Genomic DNA, 17137 nt, shown 5'->3' with positions numbered 1-17137 from the left:
GCGCAAGTCCGTTTGTCTTCGGACAAGCCCCGTTCATTCTTCCCCGGTTACGTTCTCTCCCGCATGACTCTTGATCGCCGCGACCTTCTGATCCGCACCCTGGGCGGTGTCCTCGCCCTTGGCATTCCCCGCCGCGCGCTGGCGCAGGCCGACGTCGCCCGCGTCGATGACCTCATCGCGAAGATGACGCTGGAGGAAAAGGCCGGGCAGATGACCTGCCTGGCCGACAGCTTCCGTCCCTTCAACCCACCCAACCCGGCGGCCGGCATCCAGGACGAGAAGCGCCTGGCGGACGAGATTCGCAAGGGCCGGGTCGGCTGCCTGTTCAATGGCATTGGCGTTGCCGGCGGGCGCCGCGCGCAGGAAATGGCGGTCAAGAACAGCCGCCTGGGCATCCCGCTGCTGCTGGCCGGCGACGTGATTCACGGCCTCAAGACCATCTTTCCCGTGCCGCTGGGGGAGGCTTCCTGCTTCGATCCCTTGCTGGTGGAAAAGACGGCGCGAGTCATGGCGGTAGAGGCGACGGCGGCGGGCCTGCACCTTACCTTCGCGCCGATGGTCGATGTCGCGCGCGACCAGCGCTGGGGCCGGGTGGTCGAGGGCGCGGGCGAGGATGTCTATCTGACCGGCCTGTTGTCGGCGGCGCGCATTCGCGGCTTCCAGGGGCGCGACCTGCGCCGCGACGATTCGCTGCTCGCCTGTCCCAAGCATTTCGCCGCCTATGGCGCGGTCGCGGCGGGCCTCGAATATGGCAGTGTCGACATCAGTGACGAGACGCTGCGCGAAACCCATTTGCCGCCCTTCGGCAAGGCCTTTGCCGCCGGCGCGCTCACCACCATGGCCGCCTTCAACGAGATTAACGGCGTGCCCGCCACCGCCGACCGCGAATTGCTGACCGACATATTGCGCGGCGAGATGCAGTTTCGCGGCTTCGTCTTCTCCGATTACACCGCCGACGAGGAACTGGTCGCCCATGGCTTTGCCGAGGATGAGCGCGACGCTGCCCGCCTCGCCGTGCTGGCCGGGGTCGACATGTCGATGCAGAGCGGCCTCTATATCCGCCACATCCCCGATCTGGTGAAGAGCGGCGCGGTGCCGATGGCGACGGTCGATGTCGCCGTGCGCCGCATCCTCTATGTGAAGACCGCGATGGGGCTGTTCGACAACCCTTATCGCTCGCTCGATGAGACGGTGGAGAAGGCGCGCATCGGCACGCCTGGCCATCATGCACTGGCGCGCGAGGCGGCGGCGCGATCGGTCGTGCTGCTCAAGAATGACGGGGTGCTGCCGCTCGATCCCGCCGCCGGGCAGAAGATCGCGCTGATTGGTCCGTTCGGCGAGGACAAGGCCAATCTCTACGGCCCCTGGGCCTTTTACGGCGATCCTGACAAGGGCGTCGACATCGCCACCGGCCTGCGTGCGGCGATGCCCGATCCGGCGAATCTGACGGTCGAACTAGGCTGCGCGGTCAACGGCCCGATCAAGGATGGGCTCGCCCGTGCCGTCGCGGCGGCGAAGGCGGCGGACGTGGTGATCCTGGCAGTCGGCGAATCCCAGGCGATGTCGGGTGAGGCGCAATCGCGCACGATGATCGAACTGCCCTCCTCGCAACAGGCGCTGGCCGATGCGATCGCCGCCACCGGCAAGCCGGTCATCGTCCTGCTGCGCCATGGCCGTGCGCTCGCCCTGCATGATGGCGTCGCCAATGCCCAGGCCTTGCTTGCGACCTGGTTCCTGGGGTCGGAAACCGGTCATGCACTGGCGGATATCCTGTTCGGCAAGGTCGATCCCTCGGGCAAGCTGCCGGTCAGCTTCCCCTGGGAAAGCGGGCAGGAGCCTTTCTTCTACGATCGCAAGTCGACCGGCCGACCGACCGTGGACAATGGCAGCACCGAATATAAGGCGCGCTATGCCACCACCGACAACAGCGCGCGCTTCCCCTTCGGCCATGGCCTCAGCTACACGGATTTCGCCCTCAGCGACCTGAAGCTCTCCGACACCGCGCTGCGCTGGGACGGCGCGGTCGAGATCACCGCGCGCCTCACCAACAAGGGCAAGCGCAAGGGCAGCGAAGTGGTGCAGCTCTATATCCGCGACCGCGTCGCCAGCCGCACCCGCCCGATCCGCGAACTGAAGCGCATCCAGCGCGTCACCCTGTCGCCCGGCGATTCCACCCAGGTCCGCTTCACCTTGTCGCGCACCGACCTCGAATTTGTCGGCGCCGGCAACCGCCGCATCGCCGAACCGGGCCTGTTCGACCTGTGGGTCGGCCAATCCTCGACCGGCGGCCTGCACGGCCAGTTCACCCTCTACGCGGCGGCGCCGACTTCTCCGCCACCAAAAGGCTGACCGCTCCGATCCACCCTCTCTCATAGGAAAATCCGATCACTGTGACGGAATCGATTCGTTTCGATCCGCCGCCGCACGGGACTACCCCTTTTCGCGCCTTGAACAGGCAGAACAGGACAGGGGAGAGAAACATGTCCACGACCCGCATTTCCACATTCGCTTTGGCGTGCGCGCTGCTCGCCAGCCCGGCGCTCACCGCCGAGACCAAGCCTGCCGCCGCGCCCGCCGTCGCCGAAAAGCCCGGCGGCATGACCAACAAGGACTGGTGGCCCAACCGCCTCGACCTCACCGCCCTGCGCCAGCATGAGGCGACCCGCGCCAATCCCTATGGCGCCGACTATGACTATGTGAAGGAATTCAAAAGCCTCGACCTGGAAGCGGTCAAGGCCGACATCCGCAAGGTGCTGACCACCTCGCAGCCCTGGTGGCCGGCCGACTATGGCCATTATGGCCCCTTCTTCATCCGCATGGCCTGGCATAGCGCCGGCACCTATCGCGTCGGGGACGGCCGCGGTGGCTCGGATGGCGGCGAACAGCGGTTCGATCCGCTCAACAGCTGGCCAGACAATGTCAGCCTCGACAAGGCCCGCCGCCTGGTCTGGCCGATCAAGCAGAAATATGGCCGCAAATTGAGCTGGGGCGACCTGATGGTCCTGTCCGGCAATGTCGCGCTGGAGGATATGGGCTTCAAGACCGTGGGCTTTGCCGGCGGTCGCATCGACGCCTGGCAGCCGGACGTCGTCTATTGGGGGCCGGAAACCAAGATGATGGGGACCGAGCGCTCCAATCCGGACGGTTCGCTCAAGCGTTCGCTCGCCGCGACCACCATGGGCCTCATCTATGTGAACCCCGAAGGCCCCGGCGCCAATCATGATCCCAAGGGTGCCGCTGCCGACATCCGCCGCGCCTTTGGCAATATGGCGATGGATGACGAGGAAACGCTGGCGCTGATCGCGGGTGGCCATACCTTCGGCAAGGCGCATGGCGCCAAGAAGCCCGAGGAATGCCTGGGCGAAGAACCCACCGCTGCCGGCATCGAGCAGCAGGGCTTCGGCTGGAAGAACAAGTGCGGCAAGGGCAATGCCGAGGATACGCTGACCTCGGGCCTGGAGGGCGCCTGGTCCGCCACGCCGACCCAGTTCACCACCCAATATATCGACAATCTGCTGAACTTCGACTGGGTCAAGACCAAGAGCCCGGCCGGCGCGACCCAGTGGATCCCGACCGATCCCGCCACCGCGCAGATGGTCCCCGACGCGCATCTCAAGGACAAGCGGCACGCGCCGATCATGTTCACCACCGACATCGCGCTCAAGGAAGATCCCGGTTTCCGCAAGGTGCTGGAAAGCTGGCAGAAGGATCCCGAACTGTTCAGCAAGGCCTTCGCCCGCGCCTGGTTCAAGCTGACCCATCGCGACCTGGGGCCGCAGGCCCGCTATCTCGGCAAGGACATCCCGTCCGAAACCTATAGCTGGCAGGATCCGTTGCCCAAGGCGAGCTTCGCCCCCATCGGCGCCGCCGATCAGGCCAAGCTGAAGGCCGCCGTGCTGGCGTCGGGCCTGACCGGGCCGGAACTGGTGCGCACCGCCTGGGCCTCGGCCGCGACCTTCCGCAGCACCGACATGCGCGGTGGCGCCAATGGCGCGCGCCTGCGGCTCGACCCGCAGCGGGGCTGGGCGGTCAATGACCCGGCCGAACTCAATAAGGTGCTGACGAAGCTGACCGCGATCCAGAAGGATTTCGCCAGGTCCGGCAATCAGGTGTCGATGGCCGACCTCATCGTCCTGGGCGGTAACGCCGCGGTCGAGCAGGCGGCCAAGCAGGGCGGTTACAGCATCACCGTGCCCTTCACGCCGGGCCGGGTCGACGCCGCGCAGGCGCAGACCGATGTCGCCTCCTTCGCCTATCTGGAGCCCAAGGCGGACGGCTTCCGCAACTGGTATGGCCCCAGGGCGGAGGTCAGCCCGGCCGATGCGCTGGTGGACAAGGCCGATGCGCTCGACCTCACCGTGCCGGAAATGACCGTGCTGGTCGGCGGCATGCGGGCGCTCGGCGCCAATAGCGGCGGATCGAAGAATGGCGTGCTGACCACCCGTCCGGGCACGCTCAGCAACGACTTCTTCGTCAACCTGCTGACGATGGACACGGTGTGGAGCAAGTCGGCGACGCCGGGCCTCTATGACGGCAAGGACCGGGCCAGTGGCGCGGCGAAGTGGACGGCGACCCCGGTCGACCTGATCTTCGGCTCCAACTCCGAACTGCGCGCCGTCGCCGAAGTCTATGCCGAGGACGATGCGAAGGAGAAGTTCGTCACCGACTTCGCCGCCGCCTGGACCAAGGTCATGAACGCGGACCGCTTCTGAAGAATGTGCAACCCGGCGGCGCAGGGCGTCGCCGGGTTCTTCGTATCAGATTGGCGGGAGCGATCTGAAGCGGACGTTTCCTACTCCCCTCCCTTCCAGGGAGGGGCCGGGGGTGGGTGCGCCGCGTAGCGGCGGTCTACGGTCGATAGGGCAGAAGCTCGCTACGCTCGCCACCCACCCCAACCCCTCCCTGGAAGGGAGGGGCTATGTCTTGTTCCCACTCAAACCCGCCCCTCCTTCTTTCTCCTTCGCGCTCTTTGCGGCTCCGCGCGAAAAATGAATCACGCGGAGCCGCGAAAAACGCGGAGAAAGGGGTATGAAAGACTGAAAACAGTCTGGCGCTTCAACGTTGCGCCATTCCACATGCTGAAGCCGCGCCAGCATCCATCCGCCCCCAAACAAAAAGGGCGCCCTGGTCTCCCGTGGCGCCCTTTCAGCATCAGAACTTGTAGTTCGCGCTGATCGTGAAGTTGCGCGGGGCGCCGTAGCGATACTGGCTGAACGAACCGGCCTGGCTATAATATTTCTTGTCGAACAGATTTTCGACATTGGCCTGGAGCTGCAACTGCTCGGTCACGGCATAGCGCGCCATCAGGCTGACCAGAGTATAGCCGTCCTGCTGGAAGCGGAAGGGCACGGCCGGCGTGGTGCCGGGGATGGTGCCGTCCGAATAGGCCTTGCTGCGATAATTGACGCCGCCGCCGATGGTCAGGCCGGTCAGCACGCCGGGCAGGTCATAGGTGGTGAAGATCTTGAGCAGCTTGCGCGGCTGCGCGGTGTTCACGTCATTGCCGTCCGGATCCTCGATCTTGAACTGGCTGTAGCTGGCATTGACGTTCCAGCCCGGCAGCGGCTGGCCGGTGGCTTCCAGTTCGAAGCCCTTGCTGGTGACACCTTCGACCGCGCGATAGGGCTGGAAGGTCTGGCCGTTCAGGATGATTTCCGGGCCGTCCATCTCGCCGACATTATCCTGCTCGATGCGGAACAGCGCGATCGAGGTCTGCAGTGCATCGCCGAAGAAGCTGCTCTTGAGGCCGATTTCATAGGCCGCGCCGTTCAGCGGATCGAGCAGGCGCTGTTCGCGGTCATACAGGTTCTGCGGCTGGAAGATCTTGGTATAGCTGGCATAGACGCGATGGTTCGACGTGATGTCGTACAATGCGCCGACATAGGGGATGAACACATTGTCGTCGCCATAGTCGCTCGGCCCGCTCCAGGCGAAGCCGCGCTGGTTCCAGCTGGCGATGCGGCCGCCCAGGATGACCTTGAACGGATCGGCCACGTTCAGGCGGAACGCGCCATAATAGCCGGTCTGCTCGATCCGTTCCTGTTCGTTGCGCACCGCGTCGGTGCCCCAGATCGGCTCGGGATAGGGCACGCCTTCCTGGCCGATCACCGGCACGTCCGTCAGCCAGGGCGAGGGCGCTACATAATTGTCGGTGTGCCGCTTCAGCACGCTGTGCAGCGCGCCCAGCACGACCTCATGATCGCGGCCAAACAGCGCCACCTGGCCCTTCAACTGGGCGTCGATGCTGTTCTGGATGCTTTCACCCTTGGACTTGTAGGGGTTGGTGCCGTCCATCGTGCCGGTCGCCTTGTCGACGCCGCCATAGAGATAGAGCAGCTGCGTATCGCCGGTGGTCTTGAGCCGGTTGTAATTGGCGGTCAGGTTCCAGCGATCGCCAAATTCCTGGCGCACCGTGGCATAGATATTCTGGTTGGTGGTGTTCCAGTAGGTCCAGTCCGCCGCCGTGGTCTGCGACCGGGGCAGGTCGGTCAGCGTGCCATCGGTGTAGAAGGTGGGCAGCGCGCCCCAGGTCGCGCCCTTGGGCTTGCTGTCCTGGTGGCTCATGCCGACGCGGACCAGCGTGCTATCGGTGACGTCGGCCTCGACCACGCCATAGAGGACCCATTTCTTGCGGTCCTGAATGTCGATGAAATAGTCGCCCTTTTCATAGCGACCGACCAGCCGGGCGCGGATGCGGCCATCGGCGGTCAGCGCGCCGCCAATGTCGGCCGACAGGCGCCAGGTGTTCCAGCTGCCGACGCTGGCATTGACATAGCCGGTCAGGTCGGTGGCGTCGGCATGTTTGCGCACCAGGTTGACCGACGCGGACGGATCGCCCGCGCCCGACAGCAGGCCGGTTGCGCCGCGCACGACCTCGATCCGTTCATAAATGGAGACGTCGATGCTGGTCTCGCCATTGCCACCGGCCAGCGTCCAGGCCGCGGGCACGCCATCGACCTGGGTGTTGCGGATCTCGAAGCCGCGCGCGAAGAAGCTGTTGCGCACGTCATCGACTTCGTTGGCGGATACGCCCACCGCATTGGTGATGACATCCTTCACGCTGATCAGATTCTGGTCGAGGATGCGCTGCGCGGTCATGATGCTGACCGACTGCGGCGTTTCCTGCACCGTCAGGCCGAGGCCCGTCGCGGTGTCGATCTTGTCGGGCAGGGTATAGGTGCCGGTGACGACGATCTGGTCATCGCGATTCTCATCGGCCGGTGCGGCGCTGGTCTGGGCGGCGGCGGGAAGGGCGACGACGCATAGTGCGACGCCGGCAAGCCAGTGATATTTGGACAGCATGAAGACCCCTGTTTTCTGGTAGGAAATTGGGCGTCGTCCTACGGGATGTTGCGAGGTAATCGCAATAATAATGCGAATGCGTCGCAATGCTATTTTGCGCAAAATATGCGAATATTTCCGTCTGTGACGATAATGCCACAGTTGGTGCCGTCGATCGGCGGGTGATGCGCGGTGCGGCTGCGGCCGGTCGAGGCGTCCCTCGGCCTGCTTCCGCACGCGCACACAAACCGCGTCGTCAAATAATGTTTCAAGTCAATGGCATGAAAGCGCAAAAATAGAAATTCGGAATTTGTTCCACGCGGAAGCTGATTTTTGTTTCACAACAACAGGGTGCTTCTTGGCGAAGTGTGTTGGAAATCTATAGCTGCCCTGACTCAAGTGGATCGCGTTAACACTTTCCGTCTTCGCCTTCGTTTCGTCGCAACATCCGCTCATCTGGCCTGCGCAACACGGCCGGAACACGGGCTGTTCATGCAGCAGAAAGCCGGACACGAACAGGCAATGTGTCTGGCGCATCCCACGGCGCCAAGACGTCAAAATTTATGAAGGTCAGAAGAAGGGGGTTCTGACGGTTCGAAACGCCACCAGGCGGCCGCCGTCGGACGACAAGCTGCGATGCTGCAGGCCCGACCGATCGAGAAGTGAAGGAGCAGCGTGATGCCTATCATGTCCAAAAACCAAAAATATCTTGTGATGCTTGCCCTGCTGGCCGGGGCCGCCCCGGCCGCCGTCGTGGCGCAGGACCAGGCGCAGGACGCGCCGCCGGCCGATGTGTCGGCCAGCGTCGCCATGCCGGCCGCCGAACTGACGGAGGGGCCCGAGATCAAGGGCATCATCTCCGCGCGCAGCGGCGACCGGATGCAGGTGACCGCCGCCGACGGCAGCAAGAGCGTCATCACCATCAATGACGATACCAAGATCAGCGCCAGCAAGGGGCTGTTCGGCCTTGGCCGCGACCATCTGGCCGCGACGTCGCTGCTGAACGGTCTGCCGGTGACAGTGAAGACCCTGCAGGCCGGCGAAGGGCTGCTTGCCAGCAAGATCGCCCTGCAGAACAAGGATCTCAAGACCGCGTCGATGATCAACAACGGCACGGCCCAGCGGTTCGACGAACAGACCGCCGCGACCGAGGCGCTGCGCGGCCGCATGGGTGAGATCGACCAGTATAATGTGAAGGGCACGACCAACGTCAATTTCGACACCGGCAAGGCGGTACTGTCGGATCAGGCGAAGAATGACCTCTGCGCCGCGGCGACCTCGGCCAATGGCATGAGCAACGCGCTGCTGCTGGTCGTGGGTTATACCGACTCCACCGGTGGCGAAGAGCTGAATCAGGAACTCAGCGAAAAGCGTGCCTCGCGCGTGGTCAATTATCTGCAGCAGGCGTGCGGCTGGAAGCCCTATCGCATGCTGACCCCCACCGGCATGGCCGAGGCCGATCCGGTCGCCAGCAACGACACGATCGAGGGCAAGGCGCAGAATCGCCGCGTCGCGGTCAATATCCTTGTCAGCAAGGCCGTCGACGGCCTCTGACACCTGCGGGGTGGGCCCTTGCCCACCCCCATTTTTTGCGTGTCGACCGCAAGACTTCGCAAAAATCTCCTATTGCGAAGTCCCGGCTGCGGACCGGCAGCGGCTCAAATGCGTCCTCTGCGACACTATATATTTTGCAGCTTTCGCAAGCGTGCCAAGCCGCTTCACCCCCCGCCGCAGCTCTGCTACAGGCGCGGCCATGCTTAACTTGAACGGTATCACCGTGCGCCTGGGCGGCCGCACCATCCTCGACCGCGCCGGCGCCGCACTGCCGCCGCGCAGCCGCGTCGGCCTCATCGGCCGCAACGGCGCGGGCAAGTCGACCCTGATGAAAGTGATGATCGGCCAGCTCGACCCGGACGAGGGCAGTTGCGACATGCCGCGCGACACCCGCCTTGGTTATATCGCCCAGGAAGCCCCCTCGGGCACCGCGACTCCATTCGACACCGTGCTCGCCGCCGACAAGGAACGCGCCGCACTGATGGCGGAGGCGGAGCATACCGAAGATCCCGATCGGCTCGGCCATATCTATGAGCGGCTGACCACGATCGATGCCTATACCGCGCCCGCGCGCGCCGCCCGCATCCTCGTCGGCCTCGGTTTCGACGAGGAAATGCAGGGCCGCCCGCTCGACAGCTATTCGGGCGGCTGGAAGATGCGCGTGGCGCTCGCCGCGCTGCTCTTCTCCAACCCGGACCTGCTGCTGCTCGACGAACCGTCGAACCATCTCGATCTCGAAGCGACCTTGTGGCTGGAGAATTTCCTCAAGGCCTATCGCGGCACCGTGGTCATCATCAGCCATGAGCGCGATCTGCTCAACAATGTGGTCGACTATATCCTGCATCTCGAAGGCGGGAAGGTGACCCTTTATCCCGGCGGCTATGACGCGTTCGAGCGCCAGCGCGCCGAGCGCCTGGCCCAGCAGGAGGCGGCACGCGCCAAGCAGCAGGCCGAGCGCGAGAAATTGCAGGATTATGTCGCCCGCAACTCCGCCCGCGCCTCGACCGCCAAGCAGGCCCAGTCGCGCGCCAAGGCGCTGGCCAAGATGCAGCCCATTGCCGCCGCGATCGAAGACCCCAGCCTGCATTTCGGTTTCCCAAGCCCCGCCGAACTGCGCCCGCCGCTCATCACCATGGACATGGCCTCGGTCGGCTATGACGACACGCCGATCCTGCGCCGCGTCAATCTGCGCATCGATCCCGACGATCGTCTGGCGCTGCTAGGCCGCAACGGCAACGGCAAGACCACGCTGGCGCGCCTGATCGCGGCGCAGCTGGCGCCGATGGAAGGCGCCATCAACAGCTCGGCCAAGATGAATGTCGGTTATTTCACCCAATATCAGGTGGAGGAGCTGGACGTCACCGACACGCCGCTGGAGCATATGACCCGCGTCATGAAGGGGGCGACGCCCGGTGCGGTGCGTGCCCAGCTTGGCCGTTTCGGCTTTTCCGGCGAGCGCGCGACGCAGAAGGTCGGATCCATGTCGGGTGGCGAGCGTGCGCGTCTGGCGCTGGCGCTCATCACCCGCGATGCCCCGCACCTGCTGATCCTCGACGAACCGACCAACCATCTGGACGTCGACAGCCGCGAGGCGCTGGTGCAGGCGCTCAACGAATATTCGGGCGCCGTCGTCATCGTCTCGCACGACCGCCACATGATCGAACTGGTCGCCGACCGGCTGGTGCTGGTCGACAATGGCACGGCCCAGCCGTTCGACGGATCGCTCGACGATTATACCGACATCATCCTGCGCAAGGCGGACGGCAACCCGTCGGGCGGCGATGCGCCCAAGGTCGACCGCAAGGCCGACAAGAAGGCCGCCGCCGAATGGCGCGAGAAGCAGAAGACGCTCAAGAACGCCGTCAACAAGGCCGAGCGCGAGATGTCCACGCTGATCGCCGAGCGCAAGCGCATCGACGCCATACTGTCCGATCCCAAGAGCGCAACCGGGGCCGAGGCGAAGATGACCACCAGCGAACTGATGGTGAAGCGCGCTGCGGTCGAGAAGAAGCTCGAAGCGGCCGAGGAAGTCTGGATGGAAGCCGGCGCGGCGCTGGAAGCCGGCTAAGCTAAAAGGTCAGCGGTGGTGCACCCGCTTCGTTGGAGCGGGTGCGGATCACGATCTGCCAGGTGGCGATGAACAGGGCGGCAATCACCGGCCCGATGACGATGCCGTTGAAGCCGAACAATTGCAGCCCGCCGAGCGTGGTGATCAGCACGACATAATCGGGGATGCGGGTGTCGCGGCCGACCAGGATCGGGCGCAGCAGATTGTCGACCATGCCGATCACGAACATGCCGCAGAAGATCAGGATCAGCCCCTTCCAGATCGCGCCGGTCGCCAGCAGATAGATCGCCACCGGCGCCCAGATGAGGCCGGTGCCGACGGCCGGCAGCAGCGAGAAGAAGCCCATCATCACGCCCCACAGCAGCGCGCCGGAAATGCCCAGTGCGCCGAACACCAGCCCGCCGATCAGCCCCTGCAAGATGGCGACGACGATGCTGCCCTTGATCGTCGCACGGATGACGATGACGAATTGCCGCATCAGCGCGCGGCGATGCAGCACCCGCAGCGGCGCGGCCCGGTCCAGCTTGCGCGTCAGGTCGAGCCCGTCGCGCAACAGGAAGAAGGTGAGATAGAGCATCACCGTCAGCGCGATGATGAAGCTGAAGGCGCCCTGGCCGATCAGGAAGGCCTGGGCCGCGACGGTGCGGAAACTGGCGGTCAGGCCATCGGTCAGCAGCCGCTGGACCGCCGCGAAATTGGATATGCCCAGCCGCCGCAGGCCGATCGACGCCCAATCCGGCAACGCCGCCTGGAACTGCGCGAACATGTGGGGAATGTTGATCTTCCCCACATTGATCTGGGCGTAGAGCGCGGTCGCTTCCTGCACCAGCGCGATCGACAGGATGATGGCCGGCACGATCACGATGGCGATGATCAGCAACAGCGTCAGCAGCGCGGCGCTGTTGCGATGGCCGGGGATCAGCTTGAGCAGCCCCTGGTTCACCGGGATGAACAGGATGGCGACGATCACGCCCCAGAGGATCGCCCCGAAGAAGGGCTCGACCACCAGCGCGAAGGCGATGGAAACCAGCACCACCAGGGCGACGAACACCCCATCCTCAATCTGCGTTCGGCGATGCCGGCTCTGTCGTTCCATGTCCGCTCTTTGGCAGAAACCGTTACGTTAATCCATGCATCGCATGGTCTTATTGCGCCTTGGCGTCAAAGCTGAAGGTCACCGTTACTTTGGGATCAAGGCCGGTGCTGCTGTCGCCATTGCCCACGCCAAAGGGCAGGCGGGCGACGCTGGCTGATCCGCTGACCTTGCGGCTTTTGCCGCTGCCCGACAGGGTGAAGCGGATCGCCTGCGGCTTGGCCACGCCCTTCAGCGTCAGCGTGCCATGGGCGCGATAGGCGTTGGCGCCGCTCTTCTCCGCGCCCTTGGCGACGAAGGTCGCGGTCGGGTGGGCGGCGCTGCCAAAGAACTCGTCGCCCGGCAGCATGCCGTCCTTGTATGCGTCGCCGACGCTGGCCGATGCCATGTCGATCGTCACCTTGATGTCGGCGCTTTCGGGATGATCGGGGTCCATCACGATCTTCGCGGTCCATTTCGAGAAACTGCCGCTGATCGTCTCGCCGCTGTTGCCGACGGCAAAGCTGATCCGGCCGCCGGGTTGCACCGTCCAGGCGGGGGGCGGACCGGCCGGTTCTTCGGTGACGGCGGCGGTCTCGTTCGCCACCGGGGCGGCCGCATTGTCGCTCGCATTGCTCGCGGCTTCGACGGCATTGTCTTCGACCGGCGCCTCAACCGCATTGGCGGCGGGCGCATCCGGCGCGACGGGCGCGGCACCCGGCAGGATCGCCCGGCCCAGCAGGAAGCCGACGAGGATCAGCGCAGGCAGGCCGATCAGCAACGCGGTCGAACGACCCGGCACCATCCGCCAGATCAGCCCGTCGCGCATCATCACATGATGGCGCAGAGCGCCGGCGACATGCAGCGCGACCAGCGCGATGCCGATCCAGGCGAGCAGGCTATGGCCACCTTCAGCCAGGCCATGGCTCGCCATCGGCAGCGGCAGATGGGGCAGGGGAATGACGCCGAAGAACAGCGTCGGCACCTTAATCTTGGCGGTCGAGACCAGCGCCCAGCCGGTCAGCGGCGCGCCCAGCATGAAGGCATAGAGGCCGACATGGACGCCGGAGGCCAGCGCGCCCTGCCAGCCGCCTTCCAGCTTGGCCGGGCGCGGCTTCCACCAGCGCACGCCAATGCGCAGCAGGGTCAGCAGCAGCACGGTGATGCCGATCGACTTGTGCAACTGGAACAGCGCAAAGCCGCGCGCGCCCAAACTGCCCAGCGCCCAGCCGACGGCGATCTGAAAGGCGAGCAGGGCGGCGATCGCCCAGTGCAAGATGATGGCGGCCAGGCTGTAACGCTGCGGCATATGGACTACCCCGAAAATGACCCTGTTGGATTGGGCGCAAAATTATGTCGCGGGGGTAATGAAGTCCATCGTTGCAGCCGGAAACGATCCGTTGCCGGGTGGATCAGCGCAGGTCGATCGGCGCCGCCTCCGCGTCGGGCAGGCTGGCGCCCATCGCCTTGGCCAGGGTCGGCGCGATCGCGCGCATGTCGATCAGGCCCAGATCCTTGCCCGGCTTCACGCCCGGTCCCATCGCCATGAAGGTGGCGCGCAGATTGGCGGGGCCGGGGAAATAGCCGTGCATGCCCTTGACCGGCGTCGGCGCGACCAGCGGCGCATTGGCGCCGCGGAAGATGTCGGTGACGAAGCCGGGCTTCAGGTTGATCGTGAAGGCAGCCTGTGGATTGCCGCCGAGCTTCGCCATTTCCGCCCGGTCGACGATGCGGTCGATGCCGTTGGCGGGATTGGCGGCCAGCCTGTCGAGCAGGCCCTTCACCTTGTCGGCCAGCATCTTGTCGTCCGGGCGGGCGAGCATGATCGCGGCCGATCCGCCGCCGATCCAGGGCATGGCCTGCCACGACGCGACCTTGCCGTCCGCGCCCAGGGTGATGAGGCCAGCGTCGATGAAGGGGCGGAACAGGTTGAGGCCGCTATGCGTCGCCTCGAACCCATGGTCGCTGACCAGCGCGATCAGCGCGTCGGGATGGGCCTTGCGCTCGGCGGCGACCAGATCGCCGACGATCGCGTCGATCTTTTCCAGCACGGCCTTGGCGGCCGGCGTGTCGGGACCGCTGCCATGCTGCTCATGGTCGAGCGCGGTGAGGTAGACGGTCAGGAAGTTGGGCTGGTGCGCGGCGATCAGGGCGGTGGCGAACCGGCCCCTGTTCTGGTCACCGGACAGGCTTTCATCGATACCCATGGCATAGGGCTGGCCGACCGCCCGTTCCAGTTCCGCCTTCAGGCCCGGCGTCGCCAGCGCATCCAGCAGTTGCGCGTCGTCGGCATGGCCGGTGCGCCAGATTTGCGGCAGGTTCCAGCTTATGCCCTTGGCGGCGACGCTGACCGGCCAGTGGATATTGCCGGTGGACAGCCCGGCTTTTGCGGCCGCATCCCACAGCATCGGCACCTTCACATCCTGCGCATACCAATACCAGCCGCCCTGGTTGATCTGCATCGGGTCGAAGCTGTTGTTGCTGACGATGCCATGCTTGCCCGGCGACACGCCGGTCATCAGCGTGGTGTGGCTGGGATAGGTCAGCGTCGGCAGCACGCCGGTGACACCCGATGCATGGGCGCCATCGGTCAGGAACCGGCGCAGATTGGGCAAGGCAAGGCCGCGCTTGTCCGCCTCCAGCACGTCGCCGGGGCGCAGCCCGTCGATCGAGATGAGCAGCACCGGCTCGGCCAGCGCCGGGAGCGGCGTGATGGCGAGCAGGGCGGAGGCAAGCAGCGCGGCCTTGTTCATCTTAGAAGCCCGCCTTGAGGGTGACGAAGAATTGCTGCGGCGCACCGATCAGCAGCGTCTGCGCGTCGCCGCTATTGCCAAAGCCGCCCGATCCGATCGTGCTGATATATTTCTTGTCGAACAGGTTGCTGGCGTTGAGCTGCACTTCGATCTGGTCGGTGACGCGATAACCGATCGAGGCGTCCACGATCACTCGGCCATCGACCGACGCATCGTTGGTGTAGCTGTAATAGCGCTTCGACATATAGTTGGCGCCGATCCGGCCGAACAGCGGCCCCTGGTCATAATTGAGTTCGCCGCGCAGCATGTGCTTGGGGCTGTCGACCACGGTTTTGCCCTTGATCGCGGCAACCAGCGTGCCGTCCGAGCTGTTGAGCACATCGTCGCGATAGGTGGCGTCGGTGTAGCTGTAGCTGGCATAGAGGCCGAAGCCCTGGCCCAGCTTCAGGTCGCCCGCCGCCTCGATGCCGACGGCGCGAACATTGCCGACATTCTGCAGCGCAGAGGCGAGGCCCAGGATCGGGCTGCCGACCTGCACCGCCAGCAGGCGGTTGCGGAAATTGACCAGATAGGCGCCCAGCGTGCCGTTGAAGCGCGAGCTATTATAGCGCAGGCCCAGTTCGTAAGTGTCCGAGCTTTCCGGCTTCAGGTCGTCGCGGATCTGGTCGAAGCCGGCCTGGTTGGTGGAGAAGGGGCCGGTGGTGGTGGCGCTGGCAAAGGCCTTGGTCACCTGGGTGAAGCCACCGAAGATTTCCGCCTCGGGGCTCAGCTCGACGGCGAAGCCGGCATGGGGCTGGAACCAGTCCTCGGCCTTGATCTTGCCCTCGGGGAAGCTGCTCGACACGACCGCCTCGGCCTCGTTGGTGACCTTGAAGCCCTTCCAGCCCAGGTTGATCGTCAGCATGCCCAGGTCGATCTTGTCGCGGACATAATATTGGATCGTGTCGGTGGTGAAATCGAACTCCCACTGGGTCGCGAACGGGTTCTTGGGATAGTCGCGGAAGGACAGACCGGCTTCGGTGCGGCTCTTGAACGCATAGAAGCGGCGGGCCTGGTTGAACTTGTTATTCTCGTACCAGGCGCCCGCTTCCAGCGTCTGGACGCCGATCGTCGCATCGACGCTGCCGAACGCGCCGATCCGGTCCATGTCATATTCGGTGGTGCGGATCGACAGCGGCGAACCGCCGGTGGGGCTGGGGACCGAGGGCGTCGCCCACAGGCCCATGCCGCTGTTATTGTGATAATAGCCCTTGATCTTGAAATTGGCATGATCGCCCAGCGGCGTGCTGTAGCCGATCGCGCCCAGCCAGTCCTCGCGCAGGCCGGCGGCGTCATAATAGGCGTCCCAGACCGACGTCACATTGTCGGGATAGACGGTGCCGGCAGCGGCGTTGCTGACCGGCGCGCCGGTTTCGCCGCGATTATTGCCGATGTCGGCATAGAGCACGGCGCGGGCATAATCGGGCGACGTATTGTCCCATTTCCAGCCCAGGCGGTTGATCATGTCCATCGACATGTCCTGATAATCCTGCTCGCGGCGGTCCGAATAGCTGAGCCAGCCATCCAGCTTGCCGTCGCCGACCGGGATCACGACCTTGGCATTGACCATATGCTGGTCCTGCGTGCCCTGGCCCTTCCACTTGTCGGTCGAGCCGTATGCATAAGAGACATAGCCGCGAATGCCGTCGGCGCTGCCCATGTTCAGCCGGGCGAAGGCGCGCCAGGTTTCGTCGCTACCATAGGTGAGGTTGCCCTGCGCGCCCAGCGCATCGGCCGGGTCGATCGAGAAGGTCTCGATCGTGCCGCCCAGATTGCCGGTCGACTGGGTGCCGAGCGAACCCGAGCCCTGCGACACGCGGACGGTGCCGATATTCTCGCTGCTGATGGCGCGGGTGATGTGCAGGCCGTTATGATTGCCATAGCTCATGTCGCCCAGCGGAATGCCGTCGAAGGTGAAGCCGAGCTGGTTCTGGTTGAAGCTGCGGATGCTGACGCGCTGCGACCATTCATAGCTGCCGAACGGATCGGACGATTGGAAATTGACGCTGGGCAGCTTCTCGATGGCTTTGAGCGCATTGGTGCCGGGCGTCAGGGTGACGAGATCGCGGGTGGTGATTTCCTGGACCTGGCGGGTTTCGCCCCGGCCAAAGACGATGATGCCGGCGCTGTCCGCGTCGGCCGATGCATCGGCGGCGGGCGCCATGTCCTGGGCAAGGGCGGGTGCGGCGATGCAGGCGGTAGAGGCGAGCAGCAGGCTGAGTGCGTGGCGCATGGTGAAATCCCCCAATCATATGTGATTGGCGGGCGCTCTAGGCTGGCCATGTTGCACTGCAATGTGACTATCGCGACGCTGCGGCGTCAGTTTCGTGACAATATCGTTATGATTTTGTCTGTGTCATAAAGGTCGCA

The 17137-nt window shown here is 64.8% G+C and carries 9 protein-coding genes; 4 read left to right on the top strand and 5 right to left on the bottom strand.

Features of this window, described 5'->3' with window-relative positions; translation table 11 throughout:
- The first annotated feature begins 63 nt into the window (after positions 1-63).
- Both bglX and katG read left to right on the top strand, forming a co-directional pair.
- Complete coding sequence (gene bglX, locus JQK15_RS03045) at positions 64-2349, top strand: beta-glucosidase BglX (protein ID WP_214863342.1); 2286 nt, start codon at positions 64-66, stop codon at positions 2347-2349.
- 131 nt (positions 2350-2480) lie between these two features.
- Entirely contained in the window at positions 2481-4712 is a 2232-nt protein-coding gene (katG, locus tag JQK15_RS03040; protein ID WP_214863340.1) for a catalase/peroxidase HPI, read from the top strand.
- Between the two features lie 439 nt (positions 4713-5151).
- On the opposite strand, the gene JQK15_RS03035 is transcribed toward katG, so the two are convergent.
- Positions 5152-7302 (bottom strand): TonB-dependent siderophore receptor, encoded by a 2151-nt coding sequence (locus JQK15_RS03035; protein ID WP_214863338.1) that lies wholly within the window; start codon positions 7300-7302, stop codon positions 5152-5154.
- A 657-nt stretch (positions 7303-7959) separates the two neighbouring features.
- Between JQK15_RS03035 and JQK15_RS03030 the strand changes: the two genes are divergently transcribed.
- Positions 7960-8835 carry an OmpA family protein gene (locus tag JQK15_RS03030; RefSeq protein ID WP_026109112.1) on the top strand — a complete coding sequence of 292 codons (876 nt, stop codon included), beginning with the start codon at positions 7960-7962 and terminating at the stop codon, positions 8833-8835.
- Between the two features lie 199 nt (positions 8836-9034).
- The gene (locus JQK15_RS03025) at positions 9035-10903 is read left to right on the top strand and encodes an ABC-F family ATP-binding cassette domain-containing protein (RefSeq protein ID WP_214863336.1); all 1869 of its coding nucleotides are present in this window, start codon (positions 9035-9037) and stop codon (positions 10901-10903) included.
- A gap of 1 nt (position 10904) precedes the next feature.
- Here the strand turns inward: JQK15_RS03025 and JQK15_RS03020 are convergent, their stop codons facing one another.
- The 4 genes from JQK15_RS03020 to JQK15_RS03005 all read right to left on the bottom strand — a co-directional run bounded on the left by JQK15_RS03020 (position 10905) and on the right by JQK15_RS03005 (position 17000).
- The gene (locus tag JQK15_RS03020; protein WP_048936390.1) at positions 10905-11999 is read right to left on the bottom strand and encodes an AI-2E family transporter; all 1095 of its coding nucleotides are present in this window, start codon (positions 11997-11999) and stop codon (positions 10905-10907) included.
- 49 nt (positions 12000-12048) lie between these two features.
- Positions 12049-13284: a YceI family protein gene (locus tag JQK15_RS03015; protein WP_214863334.1), complete on the bottom strand. Its 1236-nt coding sequence runs from the start codon at positions 13282-13284 to the stop codon at positions 12049-12051.
- A gap of 103 nt (positions 13285-13387) precedes the next feature.
- On the bottom strand, positions 13388-14728 hold the full coding sequence (locus JQK15_RS03010; RefSeq protein ID WP_214863332.1) for an alkaline phosphatase family protein: 1341 nt from the start codon (positions 14726-14728) through the stop codon (positions 13388-13390).
- A 1-nt stretch (position 14729) separates the two neighbouring features.
- Positions 14730-17000, bottom strand: a complete 2271-nt coding sequence (locus JQK15_RS03005; protein ID WP_214863330.1) for a TonB-dependent receptor — start codon at positions 16998-17000, stop codon at positions 14730-14732.
- Between the last annotated feature and the right edge of the window lie 137 nt (positions 17001-17137).

It is taken from the genome of Sphingobium sp. BHU LFT2 (assembly GCF_018604485.1).
GTDB classification, from domain to species: domain Bacteria; phylum Pseudomonadota; class Alphaproteobacteria; order Sphingomonadales; family Sphingomonadaceae; genus Sphingobium; species Sphingobium yanoikuyae_A.
The sequence above is the reverse complement of the archived record's forward strand: the minus strand, read 5'-3'. Positions and strand labels throughout refer to the sequence as shown.

Bases quoted from the DNA above. Each gene is read 5' to 3' on its own strand.
- bglX (WP_214863342.1), top strand. From the start codon at position 64: ATGACTCTTGATCGCCGCGACCTTCTGATCCGCACCCTGGGCGGTGTC.
- JQK15_RS03020 (WP_048936390.1), bottom strand. From the start codon at position 11,999: ATGGAACGACAGAGCCGGCATCGCCGAACGCAGATTGAGGATGGGGTG.
- JQK15_RS03005 (WP_214863330.1), bottom strand. From the start codon at position 17,000: ATGCGCCACGCACTCAGCCTGCTGCTCGCCTCTACCGCCTGCATCGCC.
- JQK15_RS03015 (WP_214863334.1), bottom strand. From the start codon at position 13,284: ATGCCGCAGCGTTACAGCCTGGCCGCCATCATCTTGCACTGGGCGATC.
- JQK15_RS03035 (WP_214863338.1), bottom strand. From the start codon at position 7,302: ATGCTGTCCAAATATCACTGGCTTGCCGGCGTCGCACTATGCGTCGTC.
- JQK15_RS03025 (WP_214863336.1), top strand. From the start codon at position 9,035: ATGCTTAACTTGAACGGTATCACCGTGCGCCTGGGCGGCCGCACCATC.
- JQK15_RS03010 (WP_214863332.1), bottom strand. From the start codon at position 14,728: ATGAACAAGGCCGCGCTGCTTGCCTCCGCCCTGCTCGCCATCACGCCG.
- katG (WP_214863340.1), top strand. From the start codon at position 2,481: ATGTCCACGACCCGCATTTCCACATTCGCTTTGGCGTGCGCGCTGCTC.
- JQK15_RS03030 (WP_026109112.1), top strand. From the start codon at position 7,960: ATGCCTATCATGTCCAAAAACCAAAAATATCTTGTGATGCTTGCCCTG.